This is a genomic window from Hydrogenophaga sp. SL48, assembly GCF_021729865.1.
Lineage (GTDB): Bacteria > Pseudomonadota > Gammaproteobacteria > Burkholderiales > Burkholderiaceae_C > Hydrogenophaga.
In genome coordinates this window covers 2,063,890-2,078,932 of record NZ_CP063400.1, presented here as the reverse complement: position 1 = coordinate 2,078,932, position 15,043 = coordinate 2,063,890, and the positions used below count along the sequence as shown (strand labels likewise).

General features: G+C 66.0%; 14 protein-coding genes. 7 read left to right on the top strand and 7 right to left on the bottom strand.

From position 1 onward, the window contains the following. Positions 1-148: 148 nt before the first annotated feature. Positions 149-586 (bottom strand): DUF3106 domain-containing protein, encoded by a 438-nt coding sequence (locus IM738_RS09855; RefSeq protein ID WP_236965686.1) that lies wholly within the window; start codon positions 584-586, stop codon positions 149-151. 184 nt (positions 587-770) lie between these two features. Between IM738_RS09855 and IM738_RS09850 the strand changes: the two genes are divergently transcribed. Further along, a complete protein-coding gene (locus IM738_RS09850; RefSeq protein WP_236965685.1) occupies positions 771-1,103 on the top strand; it encodes a hypothetical protein in 333 nt (110 codons plus the stop codon). A gap of 57 nt (positions 1,104-1,160) precedes the next feature. On the opposite strand, the gene serB is transcribed toward IM738_RS09850, so the two are convergent. The 3 genes from serB to mfd form a co-directional block, all read right to left on the bottom strand. Then, positions 1,161-1,889, bottom strand: coding sequence for a phosphoserine phosphatase SerB (serB, locus tag IM738_RS09845; protein WP_236965684.1), 729 nt, complete (start codon positions 1,887-1,889; stop codon positions 1,161-1,163). Between the two features lie 37 nt (positions 1,890-1,926). After that, positions 1,927-2,433 (bottom strand): DUF4405 domain-containing protein, encoded by a 507-nt coding sequence (locus tag IM738_RS09840; protein ID WP_236965683.1) that lies wholly within the window; start codon positions 2,431-2,433, stop codon positions 1,927-1,929. Between the two features lie 115 nt (positions 2,434-2,548). Beyond that, positions 2,549-6,040 (bottom strand): transcription-repair coupling factor, encoded by a 3,492-nt coding sequence (mfd, locus tag IM738_RS09835; RefSeq protein ID WP_236965682.1) that lies wholly within the window; start codon positions 6,038-6,040, stop codon positions 2,549-2,551. Positions 6,041-6,165: 125 nt separating this feature from the next. On the opposite strand from mfd, the gene ispD reads away from it, so the two are divergent. Both ispD and ispF read left to right on the top strand, forming a co-directional pair. After that, the gene (gene ispD, locus IM738_RS09830) at positions 6,166-6,888 is read left to right on the top strand and encodes a 2-C-methyl-D-erythritol 4-phosphate cytidylyltransferase (RefSeq protein ID WP_236965681.1); all 723 of its coding nucleotides are present in this window, start codon (positions 6,166-6,168) and stop codon (positions 6,886-6,888) included. 82 nt (positions 6,889-6,970) lie between these two features. Beyond that, on the top strand, positions 6,971-7,468 hold the full coding sequence (ispF, locus tag IM738_RS09825; RefSeq protein WP_236965680.1) for a 2-C-methyl-D-erythritol 2,4-cyclodiphosphate synthase: 498 nt from the start codon (positions 6,971-6,973) through the stop codon (positions 7,466-7,468). Between the two features lie 30 nt (positions 7,469-7,498). On the opposite strand, the gene IM738_RS09820 is transcribed toward ispF, so the two are convergent. Continuing rightward, a complete protein-coding gene (locus IM738_RS09820; protein WP_236965679.1) occupies positions 7,499-8,908 on the bottom strand; it encodes a sensor histidine kinase in 1,410 nt (469 codons plus the stop codon). Further along, positions 8,908-9,639 (bottom strand): osmolarity response regulator transcription factor OmpR, encoded by a 732-nt coding sequence (gene ompR / locus IM738_RS09815; RefSeq protein WP_236965678.1) that lies wholly within the window; start codon positions 9,637-9,639, stop codon positions 8,908-8,910. Before ompR ends, IM738_RS09820 begins: the two co-directional genes overlap by 1 nt. A 260-nt stretch (positions 9,640-9,899) precedes the next feature. Between ompR and IM738_RS09810 the strand changes: the two genes are divergently transcribed. Then, positions 9,900-10,091 (top strand): hypothetical protein, encoded by a 192-nt coding sequence (locus tag IM738_RS09810; RefSeq protein WP_236965677.1) that lies wholly within the window; start codon positions 9,900-9,902, stop codon positions 10,089-10,091. Between the two features lie 29 nt (positions 10,092-10,120). Beyond that, the gene (locus IM738_RS09805) at positions 10,121-10,840 is read left to right on the top strand and encodes an SIMPL domain-containing protein (RefSeq protein ID WP_236965676.1); all 720 of its coding nucleotides are present in this window, start codon (positions 10,121-10,123) and stop codon (positions 10,838-10,840) included. A gap of 70 nt (positions 10,841-10,910) precedes the next feature. Here IM738_RS09805 and IM738_RS09800 read toward each other — a convergent pair whose 3' ends face one another. Continuing rightward, positions 10,911-11,681 (bottom strand): 3-hydroxybutyrate dehydrogenase, encoded by a 771-nt coding sequence (locus IM738_RS09800; RefSeq protein WP_236965675.1) that lies wholly within the window; start codon positions 11,679-11,681, stop codon positions 10,911-10,913. Positions 11,682-11,748: 67 nt separating this feature from the next. On the opposite strand from IM738_RS09800, the gene IM738_RS09795 reads away from it, so the two are divergent. Both IM738_RS09795 and IM738_RS09790 read left to right on the top strand, forming a co-directional pair. After that, on the top strand, positions 11,749-12,684 hold the full coding sequence (locus tag IM738_RS09795) for an alpha/beta fold hydrolase (RefSeq protein ID WP_442908503.1): 936 nt from the start codon (positions 11,749-11,751) through the stop codon (positions 12,682-12,684). A gap of 15 nt (positions 12,685-12,699) precedes the next feature. Then, complete coding sequence (locus IM738_RS09790; RefSeq protein WP_236965674.1) at positions 12,700-14,985, top strand: RelA/SpoT family protein; 2,286 nt, start codon at positions 12,700-12,702, stop codon at positions 14,983-14,985. Positions 14,986-15,043: the final 58 nt, after the last annotated feature.

Below are 15,043 nucleotides of genomic sequence, written 5' to 3'. Positions count from 1 at the left end.
GGAATTGGGCGTGCCCGAATTGGCGTCCCAAAGCGCTGCCGGCAAGGCGCAAAGCACAGCCGTAGCTCGGGCTACGGCGCGCATTTGCAACGCGGCTGGTGGTGGTTTGGGGCGTCAAAGCGGGCATGACCGATTTCCTCTCAGCCTCTCAGTCGGCCGGGAGTTTTTCGCGCAGCGCCCGACGCTCGGCGGGGCTCAGCTTGTTGAGCATGTCGCGCCGCTGGCGCAGCAGCTCGCGGCGTTCGTCGGGGGTCATCTCGCGTACCTGATCGCGGCGCTCTTCGGCGAGGCGGCGTTTTTCTTCCGGGGCCAGTGCCTGCCAGCGTTGGCGCGTCTGTTCAATCAGGGCCTGCCGCTCCTGCGGTGTCAGGGTCTCCAGCTGCTCGCGCAGGCGCTGGCGGAAGGCCTGGCGCTCTGCGGGCGAGGCGTTCTTGAGCCGCTGCTTGATCTCGGCCTGCTGCGCGGGGTTGAGGCGCGACCATTCACGGGCGTCGGGCACGGTCAGGGGGGCGGCCTGCGCGGTGCTGCACAGCAGGGTGCAACAGGCCAGCCAGCGGACCAGCAGCGAACGGAAGGCGTTGTTCATGGTGACGGAGGGCGGGTGAAGGGCGTGTCTGCCACCGGTTCAACCCCGCCCGGTTCGGGTTCTTACGCCATACCCCAGCGTTTTACACGGGTTGAGCCTCGGTAGCGTAAGCCGCGGGTCCGGTGCTGGTTCAAAGCAGGCAAGGGCCACCCCGGCCCCGACACCCCAACCCAAAGGAAGCACCATGACCCACTGGCTCCAACCCCTGACCGCCGCCGCCCTCGGCCTGACCCTGTTCGCTGCTCAGGCGCAAGCGGGCGACCTGCAGTCCCAACGCATGGACAACCGGCAGGCCCGCCAGTCCCACCGCATCGATCAGGGTGTGGAGTCCGGTCAGATCACCCCGGTGGAGCAGGCCCGGCTGGAGCAACAGCAGCGCCACATCAACCGCTTGGAAGGCCGCACCGAGGCGGACGGTCAGGTGACCGGCAAGGAGGCCGTGCGCATGGAGAAGGCGCAGGACCGCGCCAGCCACAAGATCCGCCGCACCAAGCACAACCGACGCACGGCAGGCTGAGCGTCGCCTTGTGTTGCCCCGGGGTGCGCAGTCGGTCGCAGCCAAGCGACCGACCCCTCAGCGCAGGACTTCGAGCAGGCGGTCGAGACCGCCTTGATTGATGGCGACCATGGCCTGCTCGCGCACCTTGGGCTTCGCGTGGTAGGCCACCGACAGGCCCGCCACGCCCATCATCGGCAGGTCGTTGGCGCCGTCGCCCATGGCGATGCACTGGCCCGGTTCGATGCCCAGCAGCGAAGCCACTTCCAGCAGCGTGCGGCGCTTTTCCGCGCCATCGCAGATGTCACCCCAGGCCTGGTCGACCATGCGGCCGGTGAGCTGGCCGCAGTTGGGGCCACTCTCGATTTCCAGCACGTTGGAGCGGGTGAAGTCGATGCCCAGGCGATCGCGCACGCGGTCGGTGAAATAGGTGAAACCGCCCGAGACCAGCAGCACCTTCAGCCCCGCGGCCTTGCAGGCCTTGACCAGCGCTTCGGCGCCTGGGTTGAGCTGCAGGCGTTCGGCGAGCACCTGCTCCATGTGCGCCACGGTCACACCGCGCAGCAGCGCCACGCGCTGGCGCAGGCTCTCCTTGTAGTCGGTGATCTCGCCGCGCATGGCAGCTTCGGTGATGGCCGACACCTCTGCCTTGCGGCCGGCGGCGTCGGCGATTTCGTCCACGCACTCGATGTTGATGAGCGTGGAGTCCATGTCGAACGCGATGAGCTTGAAGTCCTTCAGGTTCAGCGGCGGCGTGAAGCCCTGGACGGTGAGGCCGGGGGCGAATTCGATGGTGGTTGAAGTCATCCCGGAATTATCGCGGGAGCCCGCACCAATGCTCCGCTCAGGACTTCGTTTGCGCCAGCACCTTGTTCATCGTTCCGATCTGCGCTTTCAGGTCACCGCCCACCAAATCTGCCACCGACTGCTGGTCGCTGGTGACGGTGAGGCCGGCCGCTTGCAGCCTGGCCTTCAAATCGCCGGTGCTGGTGCCGGCCACCTGGGCCAGCACGGTGATCGGGGCCTTGGCCAGGGCGCGCACCGGGGGCGCAAAGCCAGGCTCGCTGCCTGCGCTGCCGCCGGCCGGGATGAAGCTCAGTGCGAGCACGAGGGCGAAGGCGCCCATGACGATGCGGCCCGGGGTCTGGCTGAAATAGCGTTTGAAGGCTGGCATGTGCAGCAGCACGTGCAGCGAAACGCCGATCACCATGGCCCAGCTCAGCCATTCGTGCGCGGTCTTGTTCAGGCCACTGTCGAGGTGAAAGAACATCAGCACGCCGGTGACGGCGGACAAAAGGAATGCTCCGATCACGACGGGCGTGATCCAGGGGCGTTGAGTGGACAGGTTCATGTGGGTTCCCTTCGGTTCAGAAGCCGCCATGGTGCGGCGCCAACATGAAGTTTCCTGGCGCGCACGTGAACGGCAGGTGAACGCCGCGCCCCACGGCTCCGGTCCTTGATGCAGATCAAGCCGCGGCGGGCGCAGGCTCGGGCTTCAGCGGCTGCCCCAGCGAGCGCAGCACGTCGCGCACCAGTTGCACCCGGTCTTTCACCTCGGGCAGCGCTCGCTCGATGCGCAGCTTTTCGTTGCCCGCGAGCTTGATGTGCCGGTTCTTCTGGATCAGCTCGATGATGCGCATCGGTTCGATGGGCGGGTTGGCCTTGAAGGTGATGTTCGTGACACCAGGCGCCGCATCGACCTTCACCACGCCGTAGGGCGCGCTGATGCAGCGCAGGCGGTGCACGTCGATCAGCGTCTGCGCCTGGGCCGGCAGCTTGCCGAAACGGTCGACGATCTCTTCGAGCAGCGCGTCCACCTGGTCGGTGGTCTTGGCGGTGGCGAGCTTCTTGTAGAACGAGAGGCGCAGGTGCACGTCACCACAGTAGTCGCTGGGCAGCAGGGCGGGGGCGTGCAGGTTGATGTCGGTGGTGACCGACAGCGGCGAGAGCAGGTCGGGTTCGCTACCGGCTTTCAGCGAGCGCACGGCTTCGTTGAGCATCTCGTTGTAGAGCTGGAAACCCACTTCCAGCATGTTGCCGCTCTGGTTTTCGCCCAGCACCTCGCCGGCGCCGCGGATCTCCAGGTCGTGCATGGCCAGGTAGAAGCCGCTGCCCAGTTCTTCCATCTGCTGGATCGCGTCGAGCCGCTGCGCGGCCTGTTTGGTCAGGCCTTCGATGTCCGGCACCATGAGGTAGGCGTAGGCCTGGTGGTGGCTGCGGCCCACGCGGCCGCGCAGCTGGTGCAGCTGGGCCAGACCGAACTTGTCGGCGCGGCTCATGACGATGGTGTTGGCGGTGGGCACGTCGATGCCGGTCTCGATGATGGTCGAGCACAGCAGCAGGTTGTAGCGCTGCGCCACGAAGTCGCGCATGACCCGCTCCAGATCGCGCTCGGGCATCTGGCCATGGGCGATGGCGATGCGCGCCTCGGGCAAGATTTCTTCCAGCTTCTGCTTGCGGTTTTCGATCGTCTCGACCTCGTTGTGCAGGAAGTAGACCTGGCCGCCGCGCTTCAATTCACGCAGCACGGCTTCGCGGATCACGCCGTTGCTCTCGCTGCGCACAAAGGTCTTGATCGCCAGGCGGCGTTGCGGCGCGGTCGCGATGACCGACAGATCGCGCAGGCCTTCGAGCGCCATGCCCAGCGTGCGCGGGATCGGCGTGGCGGTGAGCGTGAGCACATCGACCTCGGCGCGCAGGGCCTTCATCTGCTCTTTGTGGCGCACGCCGAAGCGGTGCTCTTCGTCGATGATGAGCAGGCCCAGGTCCTTGAACTGCGTTTTCTCGCTCAGCAGCTTGTGCGTGCCGACGACGATGTCCACCGAGCCGTCGGCGATGCCTTTCTGTGCCGCGGTGATTTCCTTTTGCGAGCGGAAGCGGCTCATCTCGGCGATCTTGACCGGCCACTTGCCGAAGCGGTCCACCAGCGTCTGGTAGTGCTGTTCGGCCAGCAGCGTGGTCGGCGCGAGGAACGCCACCTGGCGCCCGCCGGTCACGGCCACGAACGCGGCGCGCAAGGCGACCTCGGTCTTGCCGAAGCCCACGTCGCCACACACCAGCCGGTCCATCGGGCGCGGGCTGATCATGTCCTGGATCACGGCGTGTATCGCGCCGCGCTGGTCGGCGGTTTCGTCGAAGCCGAAGTCGTTGGCGAAGATCTCGTAGTCCTGCGCCGAGAAGCGGAACGCGTGGCCCTGGCGCGCGGCGCGGCGGGCGTAGATGTTCAGCAGCTCGGCGGCGGCGTCGCGCACCTGCTCGGCCGCCTTGCGCTTGGCCTTCTCCCACTGCCCGCTGCCCAGGCGGTGCAGCGGCGCCTCGTCGGCGCTCACGCCGGTGTAGCGGCCGATCAGCTGCAGCTGGCTCACTGGCACGTAGAGCACCGCCTTGTCGGCGTATTCGAGGTGCAGGAACTCCATCAGCGCGGGCGTGCCGTCCGGGTTCTTTTCGCCCATGTCCATGTGGACCAGGCCGCGGTAGCGGCCGATGCCGTGCGCGTTGTGCACCACCGGGTCGCCTACATTGAGCTCGCTCAGGTCCTTGATCAGCGCATCGACGTCGCTGACCTGTTCCTGCTTCTTGCGCCGGCGCGTGGCGGGGCCGGCGGCGAAGAGCTCGGTCTCGGTGACGAAGTCGATGCCGTCTTCCAGCGAGCTGAAACCGACCGTCAGCACCGAGGTGGCGATGCCGGTCTTTTCGTCGCTGGCCTGGAACTCGGCGAGCGTTTCAAAGGCGGGCGGGTTCAGGCCGCTGGCACGCAGGAAGTCCAGCAGGCTCTCGCGCCGGCCGTCGCTCTCGGCCAGCAGCAGCACGCGGTGCGCGGTGTTGCGGATGTGGCTTTGCAGACGCGAGAGCGGGTCTTCGGCGCCGCGCACCACCGAGAGGTCGCCCAGCTTCTGCGCGAAGGCGTTGTCGGCAACGTCTTCCACCGCCGGACGGATGGCGAGCTGGGCGTGGGCGTTGGCGCCGGTGTAGAACTGCTCGGCCGAGAGGAACAGGCTCTCGGGCGGCAGCGCCGGGCGTTCGGGGTCGCTCTTGACGAGGCGGTAGCGGTCCTGCGTGTCCTGCCAGAAGCGCTGGAACGCGGGCTCGAGGTCGCCGTGCAGCACGACCGTCGCGTTCTCCCCGAGGTAGTCAAAGACGGTGGCGGTCTGCTCGAAGAACAGCGGCAGGTAGTACTCGATACCGGCGGTGGCCACGCCGTTGCCCATGTCCTTGTAGACGCGGCTCTTGGTCGGGTCGCCGTCGAGCAGTTCGCGCCAGCGGCTGCGGAATTTGGCGCGCGCCGCGTCGTCCATCGGGAACTCGCGACCGGGCAGCAGCCGCACCTCGGGAACCGGGTAGAGGCTGCGCTGGCTGTCCGGGTCGAAGGTGCGGATGCTGTCGATCTCGTCGTCGAACAGGTCCACGCGGTAGGGCACCTGCGAGCCCATGGGAAAGAGATCGATCAGGCCGCCGCGCACCGCGTATTCGCCCGGGCTCACCACCTGGGTGACGTGCTGGTAGCCCGCCAGCGTGAGCTGGCCTTTGAGCTTGGCTTCGTCGAGCTTCTGCTTCACCTTGAACTGGAAGGTGTAGCCGGCCAGGAAGGACGGCGGCGCCAGCCGGTAGAGCGCGGTGGTGGCGGGCACCAGCACCACGTCAGCACCGGTGTCCTTGTCGTGCTGCTGGATGCGCCAAAGGGTGGCCAGACGTTCGGAGATCAGGTCCTGGTGCGGCGAAAAGGTGTCGTAGGGGAGGGTTTCCCAGTCCGGGAACAGCGCACAGCGCAGACCGGGCGCGAAGAACGCCATCTCGTCGATCAGGCGCTGCGCGTCGGTGGCGTCGGCCGTGACGATGGCCGTGAGCCGGCCTGCGGCTTTTTCGCGCGCACCGAGCTGGGCCAGCAGCAGGGCATCGGCCGCGCCGCTGGGGCGGGGCAGGGTGAAGCGTTTGCCGGGGGTGAGTTTGGGCAGGTCCATGGGCGGTTGCACTGACGCGGTTGGGGCTGCACAGGGCCACCGGCCCCGAACCTCCCATGACAAACACCCCCCGCCTGAGGAGGTGGGGGGTGTGAAAGACCTGATTCTAGAATGCGCTCACTTCCATGACCGACATCCCTCGCCCAATGCCCCCCCAACCGGCACCCCGTTGCCATGCCCTGTTGCCCTGCGCCGGCACGGGTTCGCGCGCCGGCACCGCCGAGCCCAAGCAATACCAGCCGCTGGCCGGGCTGCCCATGGTGCTGCACACACTGGCGGCGTTCACAGCCGTTGACCGCATCGACCGCTGCCTGGTGGTGGTGGCGGCGGGCGACCGCTTCCTGAGCGTGGACGACCCGCGCATCCAGCTCGCCCGGGTGGGCGGCAGCTCGCGCGCGGCCAGTGTGTTCAACGGTTTGCAGGCCTTGCTGGACAGCGGCGCCGATGCGAGCGACTGGGTGCTGGTGCACGACGCGGCGCGTTGTCTCGTCACCCCGGCGCAGGTTGATGCGCTGATCGACGCCTGCGCGGACGACCGGGTGGGCGGCCTGCTGGCGCTCAAACTGCCCGACACGCTCAAGTCCGAAGCCGGGGGCCGCGTGGCCGCGACGGTGGACCGGTCCGACAAATGGCTGGCGCAGACGCCTCAGATGTTCCGCATCGGGGCCCTGCAGGCGGCGCTGGCCGCGCAGGCCGGCAATGGCTTCGCTGGCGTGACCGACGAGGCCAGTGCCATAGAACTGGCGGGCCAGCAACCGCTGCTGGTGCCCGGCAGCGCACAGAACTTCAAGGTCACCTACCCGGAAGACTTTGCCCTGGCGGAAGCCATCCTGAGGAACCGAACTTGAACCCCCACGTTTTTCACTTTGTGTGTTCACGGTCCTCCGAGGGAGCGTCGCGCTCCTTGGGGTGGACTCGCGGAGCGCGCTCATGAACACCATTCCCTTTCGCATCGGTGAGGGCTGGGACGTGCACGCTCTGGTGCCCGGTCGGCCGCTCATCATCGGTGGCGTGACCATTCCGCACACCCTGGGCCTGCTCGGGCATTCGGACGCCGACGTGCTGTTGCACGCCATCACCGACGCGCTGCTGGGCGCGGCGGCACTCGGCGACATTGGTCGGCATTTTCCTGACACCGACGAACGCTTCAAGGGCTCCGATTCATGGCGTCTGCTGGCGGAGGTGGCGCGGCGCGTGCGCGCGGCGGGCTTCGAGATCGGCAACGTGGACAGCACGGTGATCGCCCAGGCGCCCAAGCTGGCGCCCCACATTCCCGCCATGTGCGAGCGCATCGCCGCCGCGCTCGGGGTGGCGGTGGATCAGGTGAACGTGAAAGCCAAGACCGCAGAGAAACTGGGGCCGGTGGGGCAGAGCCTCTCGATGGAGGCCCGCGCGGTGGCGCTGCTCGTGCGCCAGGCACCCGCTTGAGGCTGGGCCGTTGAGGCCGGCGGCGGCCCGTCAGCCTTTTTTCGCGATGGGCAGTTTGATGTGCGCGGCCAGCCCGCCCGAGCTGCTGTTGGCCAACGCAAAGCGGCCGCCCATGCGCGCAATCGCCCGTTCCACGATCGCCAGCCCGAGGCCGGTGCCGGTGGCGGAGCTGCGCGAAGCGTCGCCACGGAAGAAGGGTTGCGTCAACTGCGCCAGCATGTCGGGGTTCACCCCCGAGCCGTGGTCGCGCAACTTGACCAACACCCACTCGTCTTTGGCCTTGGCACCGACCTCAATGTGGGCCACACCCGTCACCGGATTCTTGCCATAACGCAAGGCATTCTCCAGCAGGTTGGAGAACACGCGGTTGAGCTCGACCGCGTCGCCCATCACCATGGTGTCGGGCGGGATGCGGGTCTGCACCACGACATCCGGTGCATTGCCCAGCGCAAAGACCGCCGCGTCGATCACCTCGTTGAGGTCCACCCGCTGCGGTTCCAGGTGGTCGGGCCGCGCGTAGTCGAGAAATTTGTCGATGATGGCATTGACCTGTTCGATGTCGGCCGCCATGTGCTCGCGCGCCTGCAGGTCGTGCACGCTCATTTCCGTCTCCAGCCGCAGCCGGGCCAGCGGTGTGCGCAGGTCGTGGGAGATGCCGGCCAGCATCAGGGCCCGGTCCTGCTCGATCTTGGAGAGGCGCTGCGCCATGCGGTTGAACCCGATGTTGACCTGGCGGATCTCGCTGGTCGCCACCGCTTCATTGAGCTGGCTGGAATTGAAGTCGCCCTCCCGCACGCGGCTCGCGGCGAAAGACAGCTTCTGCAGCGGACGATTGATCAGGCGCGCGATCAGCGCGGCGCCGGTGAGCGAGAGCAGGGCCGCCGTGCCCAGCCAGATCAGCCAGGTGGTGCCGGTGACCAGCTCGACCCGCGACGGATCGGTCTGCAGCCAGTAAGGGTCGCTGTCGATCGAAAACCCGATCCAGAGGCCTGCCTTGCCGTTCACCTCTCGCGCCACCACCGTGTCCGGGCCTAGCCGGGCGCTCAGCTGGGCGCTGACCGTGCGGCTGAGCGGATCGGCGTCGTACCTGCGGTAGACATCACCCGGCTCGCGGGGTGCGATGCGCACCTGCTCTTCGTCGGCCATGGTCTTGACCAGTGACACCCGGGCGATGGAGTCCGAGTGCACCAGCGCGGCACGGCTGAGATTGACGAGCGAGGCCAACTGCTGTGCACTCTGCAGTGTGCGTGGCTCGAACTCCAGCGCACGGAAGGTCTGCAGCCAGGCGACAAAGCACCCGAGCAGGAGCAGCGACAGCAGAAAAAAGGTGCGCCAGAACAGGCTCACTTCGCGCGGTGGACGCATCTCCAGCGGCGCAGGGGCAGTCTCCAGCGCCGCCGGCTCGGTCTCGAACGACGGAACGCGGGACTCTTCGGTCATCAGGCGTTGCCGTCCGGAACGAACACGTAACCCACCCCCCACACCGTCTGCAGGTAGCGTGGAGAAGCGGCGTCCTCTTCAATCAGCTTGCGCAGGCGCGAGACCTGCACGTCGAGGCTGCGGTCAAAGGGTTCGAACTCCCGGCCACGGGCCAGCTGTGCCAGCTTTTCGCGGGACAGCGGCTGTCGCGGATGGCGCACCAGTGCCTTGAGCATCGCAAACTCACCGGTGGTCAGCGGAAGGTCGGCGTTGTCTTTGCGCAGTGTGCGCAGGCTGAGGTCGAACTCGAACGGACCGAAGTTCACCACTTCGGCATCCTGGGACGGCGCGCCGGGCACCTCGGCCGGCGGCCGGCGGCGCAGCACCGCATGCACACGGGCCAGCAACTCGCGGGGGTTGAAGGGTTTGCCCAGGTAGTCGTCGGCGCCCACCTCCAGGCCCACGATGCGGTCGACGTCTTCGCTCTTGGCGGTGAGCATGATGATGGGGGTGCGGTCACCGTTGGCGCGCAGGCGGCGGCAGATCGACAGGCCGTCTTCGCCCGGCATCATCAGATCGAGCACGATGAGGTCGACCGCCTCGCGTTGCAATACCCGGTTCAATGCCTTGCCGTCTTCAGCGAGCATGACCTCGAAACCTTCCTGCATCAGGTAGCGGCGCAGCAGATCGCGGATGCGGACGTCATCGTCCACAACGAGAATCTTGTTCGGTCGGGCAGCAGTTTGTGTCATGGCAACAACTCTCGGAAAATGTAACAAACTCGATTGTGGCAGCGGCAAGTGGTTGTCAGCGCTGGATTTTTGCTTTTTTGACAGGCTGTTACAAATGTTGCCCAAGGCCTCAGGACCGTTACCATGCGCTCCGCCCACAATCTGAAGCAGTCCCGTGTTCCGAACTTTTCATGACAACCCAACATACCGTACTCGCGCTGGTTCTTGGTCTTCCCACGTGGGCCCATGGGCTGGATCTCCGTGAACCCCCGCTTCAGGCCATGACCGTGGCGCCATCCCCGACCGCCGACTCAGCCGATCTGCGTGAGCCACACCGACTGCGTGATGCACTGCGCCAGCCATTGAGCGACAGCGAACTGGCTGGCAAGCCCTACCGCCTCAGTGCAGAGCAGCGCCAGCACTTGCGCGAGCAGTTGCGCAGCCAGACCTTGCCCACCGAGCGCAACAAATGAACCGGTTGTTTTTGACGGGGGCGACACACATGGGTCGAGGCTGGCTGGTTCCGCTCGCTCTGGCCGCCGGATGGTTTCTGCACACCGGCGTCAGTGCCCAGCAGCTCAAGCCTGAAGAGCCGGTCAACGTGGTGAACATCGCGGCCAGCGGTTTCCTGGATGTGCCACAAGACTGGTTGAGCATGACCTTGACCACGACCCGCGAAGGCAGCGATGCGGCCGTGGTGCAGAACCAGCTCAAGCAGGCGCTGGATGCGGCGCTGACGGTGGCGAAGTCGGCCGCGGCCCCGAAGCAGCTGGAGGTTCGCACGGGGCAGCTGGGCCTGTACCCGCGTTACGGCAGCAACGGCAAGATCAATGGCTGGCAAGGCAGCACCGAGCTGATTCTGGAGGGGCGGGATTTCGTGCGCATCAGCAGCACCGCGGGAAGCATCCAGACTTTGACCATGGGCAGCATGGCTTTCTCGCTGTCGCGCGAGGCCCAGCAAAAGCTGGAGTCCGATGTGCAGGCTCTGGCGATCGAACGCTTCAAGACCCGGGCGGTGGAGGTGGCCAGGGGCTTCGGGTTTTCGGGCTACAGCCTGCGTGAGCTGTCCATCAGCTCGGCCGATCAAGGTGGTGGTCCCGGGTACCCGCGCCCGATGGCTGCTCGGGCCAATGTGGCGATGGCCTCCGACGCGCCCGTGCCGGTGGAGGCGGGCAAGAGCCAGGTCAATGTGACGGTGTCGGGTTCGATCCAGCTGCGTTGAGCGATTCGGTTCACCCAACAAAAAAACCCGGCGGCGCCGGGTTTTTTTGTTGGGGCTGGCGGTGAGTCGTTTATTGGGCGACCCAGCCACCGTCCATGTTCCAGGCCACCCCGCGCACGTTGGCGCCGGCCGGCGAACAGAAGAACACGGCCAGCTCGCCCAGTTCCTCGGGGGTGGTGAACTGCATGGAGGGTTCTTTCTCACCCAGCAACTGTTTCTTGGCGTCTTCGTTCGAGATGCCCAAGGCGGCCGCTTTGGCGTCCACCTGCTTCTGAACCAGGGGCGTGAGCACCCAGCCGGGGCAGATGGCATTGCAGGTGACGCCGGTGGTGGCGTTTTCCAGCGCCGTCACCTTGGTCAGCCCAATCACGCCGTGCTTGGCCGCGACATACGCCGACTTTTCCGCCGATCCCACGAGGCCGTGGACCGACGCCACGTTGATGATGCGTCCCCAGTTCCGGGCCTGCATGGCCGGCAATGCAAGGCGGGTGGCGTGGAAGGCGCTCGAGAGGTTGATCGCGATGATCGCGTCCCAGCGATCGATCGGAAAGCTCTCGATGCGCGCCACGTGCTGGATGCCCGCGTTGTTCACCAGAATGTCCACCTGTCCAAACTGTGCCGCAGCGAAGCCCATCATGTCTTCGATGTCCCCCGCCTTGCTCATGTCAGCGCCGTGGTAAGCCACCTTCACCCCCAGTGCTGCGATCTCGGCCTTCGGGCCTTCGACGTCACCGAAACCGTTGAGCAAGATGTTGGCGCCCTGGCGCGCGAGGGATTTGGCGATGCCCAGACCGATGCCGCTGGTGGAGCCGGTGACGAGGGCGGTTTTGTTGGCAAGCATGAGAGATCTCCAGTTCCATTACGATAGGTTCAAACACATGCGAGTCATTATCACGGAGTCACAAGGGATGAGCGGTTCCAGTCAGATGCCCCAGCTTCGGTTTCTTGCGGTGGGCGGACCTCTGGCCACTGGCGGCAACGCACGCCGCATGGCCTACTGGGATTGGCCCGCAGCCCCAGGCGCTGACGTCCACCGGGTGGTGCTGTGTGTGCATGGTCTGTCGCGCCAGGGGCGGGACTTCGATACCTTGGCCCGTGAACTGACCAGCCAGGCGCGCGTGCTCGCGGTGGATGTCGCTGGGCGAGGGCACAGCGATTGGCTCGCCGATCCCATGGCCTACCAGGTGGGTACCTATGTGGCGGACATGGCCACCTTGATCATGCACTTGCGGGAACAGGATCCCGACGTCCAGATCGACTGGGTGGGGACCAGCATGGGAGGCCTGATCGGCATGGCACTCGCCGCCCAACCGACCTTGGGTCTGCGCAGGCTGGTGCTCAACGACGTCGGCCCCGTGATCCAGTGGGAAGCGCTGCAGCGCATCGGCACCTACCTGGGCCTCAACCCCTCCTTCGGCAGCGAAAAGGAGGCGTCGGACCAGCTGGCGGCCATTTCCAGCGGATTTGGCCCTCACACACCCGAGCAATGGCTGGCGCTCACGCTCCCCATGCTGCGGCAGCGGGATGGCCGCTGGTGGCTGCACTACGACCCGGGACTTGCGTTGCCGCTCAGGGCGCTGACGGACGCCACCGACCAGGCGGCCGCCAGGCAATCGGTACGGGACGGGGAGGCCGCATTGTGGGGGCTGTACGACGCGATCACCGCGCCCACCTTGCTGCTGCGTGGCGCCGAATCCGATCTGCTCACCCAGGACACCGCGAGGGCCATGGCCGAGCGCGGACCGCGCGCGCGATGTGTTGAGTTCGCGGGCGTGGGGCATGCGCCCACCCTGGTGGCCGCCGATCAGATCGCTGCCGTGCGCGATTTTCTTGCGGCGGCTTGACGTCGAACCATTGCCATGAAGTACAGCGCTGCTGTGGCTCCCCCTTCCCAGCCATCGGCCATTGTGGCCGCCACGTCTGACAGCCTGCCGCACGAGGCCCAGGCCCTGGCGCGCGCGCGCGCCTTTGCCGAGCCGCTGCTGGCCTGTGAGCAGCTCGACACGGGTGAAAACATCCTCGCTCACGCCGACGCCGTGGCCGCGGTGCTGAGGGACATCGGTGGCTCCGAGGCGATGCAGGCCGCCGCTTACCTGGTCTATGCCTGCCAGCACCTGAACCGGCCGCAAGAGGTGATTGCCAAAGCGTTTGGTGACAACTACGCCGCGCTGGCGCTGGAGACGACCAAGCTGGTGCAGCTGCAGCGGCAGGCGCGAATCAAGTCGGCCGAGGTGCTGGCCAAAAAGAACGAGGAACGCCAGGCTGCGCATGAAGCGGCGTTGCCGTTGACTTCGCAGGCCAAGGCGCCGGTGTCCGAGCTGGCCGCGAGCCAGACGGAGAACGTGCGCAAGATGCTGCTGGCGTTCTCGCGCGATCTGCGGGTGGTCATGTTGCGCCTGGCTTCTCGGCTGCAGACCCTGCGCTATTTCGCCACCTGCAAGGAGGACCCAGGGCAGGCGCTCGCGAGCGAGTCGCTGCACGTGTTCGCGCCGTTGGCCAACCGTTTGGGCATCTGGCAGATCAAGTGGGAAATGGAGGATCTGGCGTTCCGTTTCCTTGAGCCTGAGACGTACAAGCAGGTCGCGCGGTTTCTGGATGAAAAGCGGGCCGAGCGAGAAGTCCATGTGGAGCAAGTGCGAGCCCAGCTGGAGCAGGACCTGCAGGGCCAGGGCATACAGGCCTCGGTGCAGGGACGGCCCAAACACATTTACAGCATCGTCAAGAAAATGCGTGGCAAGTCACTGGACTTTGACCGCGTGTTCGACATCCGCGCGCTGCGCGTGGTGGTGCCGGAGAAGAACGACTGCTATGGCGTGCTGGCCCTGGTGCACGCTCATTTCACCCCGGTGCCTGAAGAGTTTGACGACTACATCGCCAAACCCAAGCCCAATGGTTATCAGTCGCTGCACACCGTGGTGCGCGACGCGCAGGGCAGGGCGTTTGAAATCCAGATCCGGACGCAGGCCATGCACGATCACGCCGAGCACGGCGTGGCGGCCCACTGGGCCTACAAGGAGGCGGGCGCCAAGGGCTACGCCGGTGTATCGGCCAGCTCGGAATACGACGCCAAGATCGCTGTGCTGCGCCAGTTGTTGGCCTGGGAGCGCGATCTCAGCGGAACGGCCCAGGGGCTGTTCGACGATCGCATCTACGTGCTCACGCCCGATGCGGCAATCGTCGAGCTGCCGCAAGGCGGGACGCCTGTGGATTTTGCCTACTCGGTTCATACCAGCCTGGGTCACCGTTGCCGCGGGGCCCGGGTGGACGGCGTGATGGTCACGCTCAACACGCCGTTGCAGAACGGTCAGACGGTCGAGATCATTGCCACCAAAGACGGAGGCCCCTCACGCGACTGGCTGAATGCCGAACTCGGTTTTCTGGTCAGTCACCGCGCCAAGAGCAAGGTGCGCGCGTGGTTCAACGTCCTGGCCATGGAAGAGACCGTGGCGCGTGGCCGTGAGGCGGTGGAAAAGCTCTTGCAGCGGGAGGGACGCACAGCGCTGCGTTTTGATGAACTGGCCAGCACCATGGGCCTGAATTCGGCACAGGAGCTGTTCGAACAAGTGGGCAAGGACGAGTTGTCACTGCGAGCCATCGAGGTGCAACTGCGCCCCGGCGAACCTGCCGTGGTCGACGAGGTGCCACCTTGGTTGAAGAAGCCCCGCAAGGCGAGCAGTTCAACCGGAGGCGGAGTGCTGGTCGTGGGCGTGGACTCCCTGATGACCCAGCTGGCCAAATGTTGCAAGCCGGCGCCGCCCGACGACATTCGGGGGTTCGTCACAAGGGGCAAGGGCGTGAGCATCCATCGAAGTGACTGCAGTGACTTTGCTCATTTGCAGCGAAAGAGTCCCGATCGGGTGATTGATGTTCAATGGGGCGGTCAGACGCCCGCAGGCCGCGATGGCCACGCAGCGGTGTACCCGGTCGATGTGGCGGTCGAGGCGCTGGACAGACAAGGTTTGCTGAGGGACATCTCCGAAGTGTTCGCGCGAGAGAAAATGAACGTGATCGGTGTGCAGACGCAGTCGGTCAAAGGCATTGCCTGGATGACCTTCACGATTGAGGTCACCGATGCCCGTCAGGTCTCGCGGGCCATGGCGGTGGTGGGTGATGTGGCTGGCGTGCGCGTGGTCAGGCGCAAATGAATAGTGGGTGTTTCGATAAGCGCATAAAAGCTGCTATACTGCGAGGCTTCGGACAGTT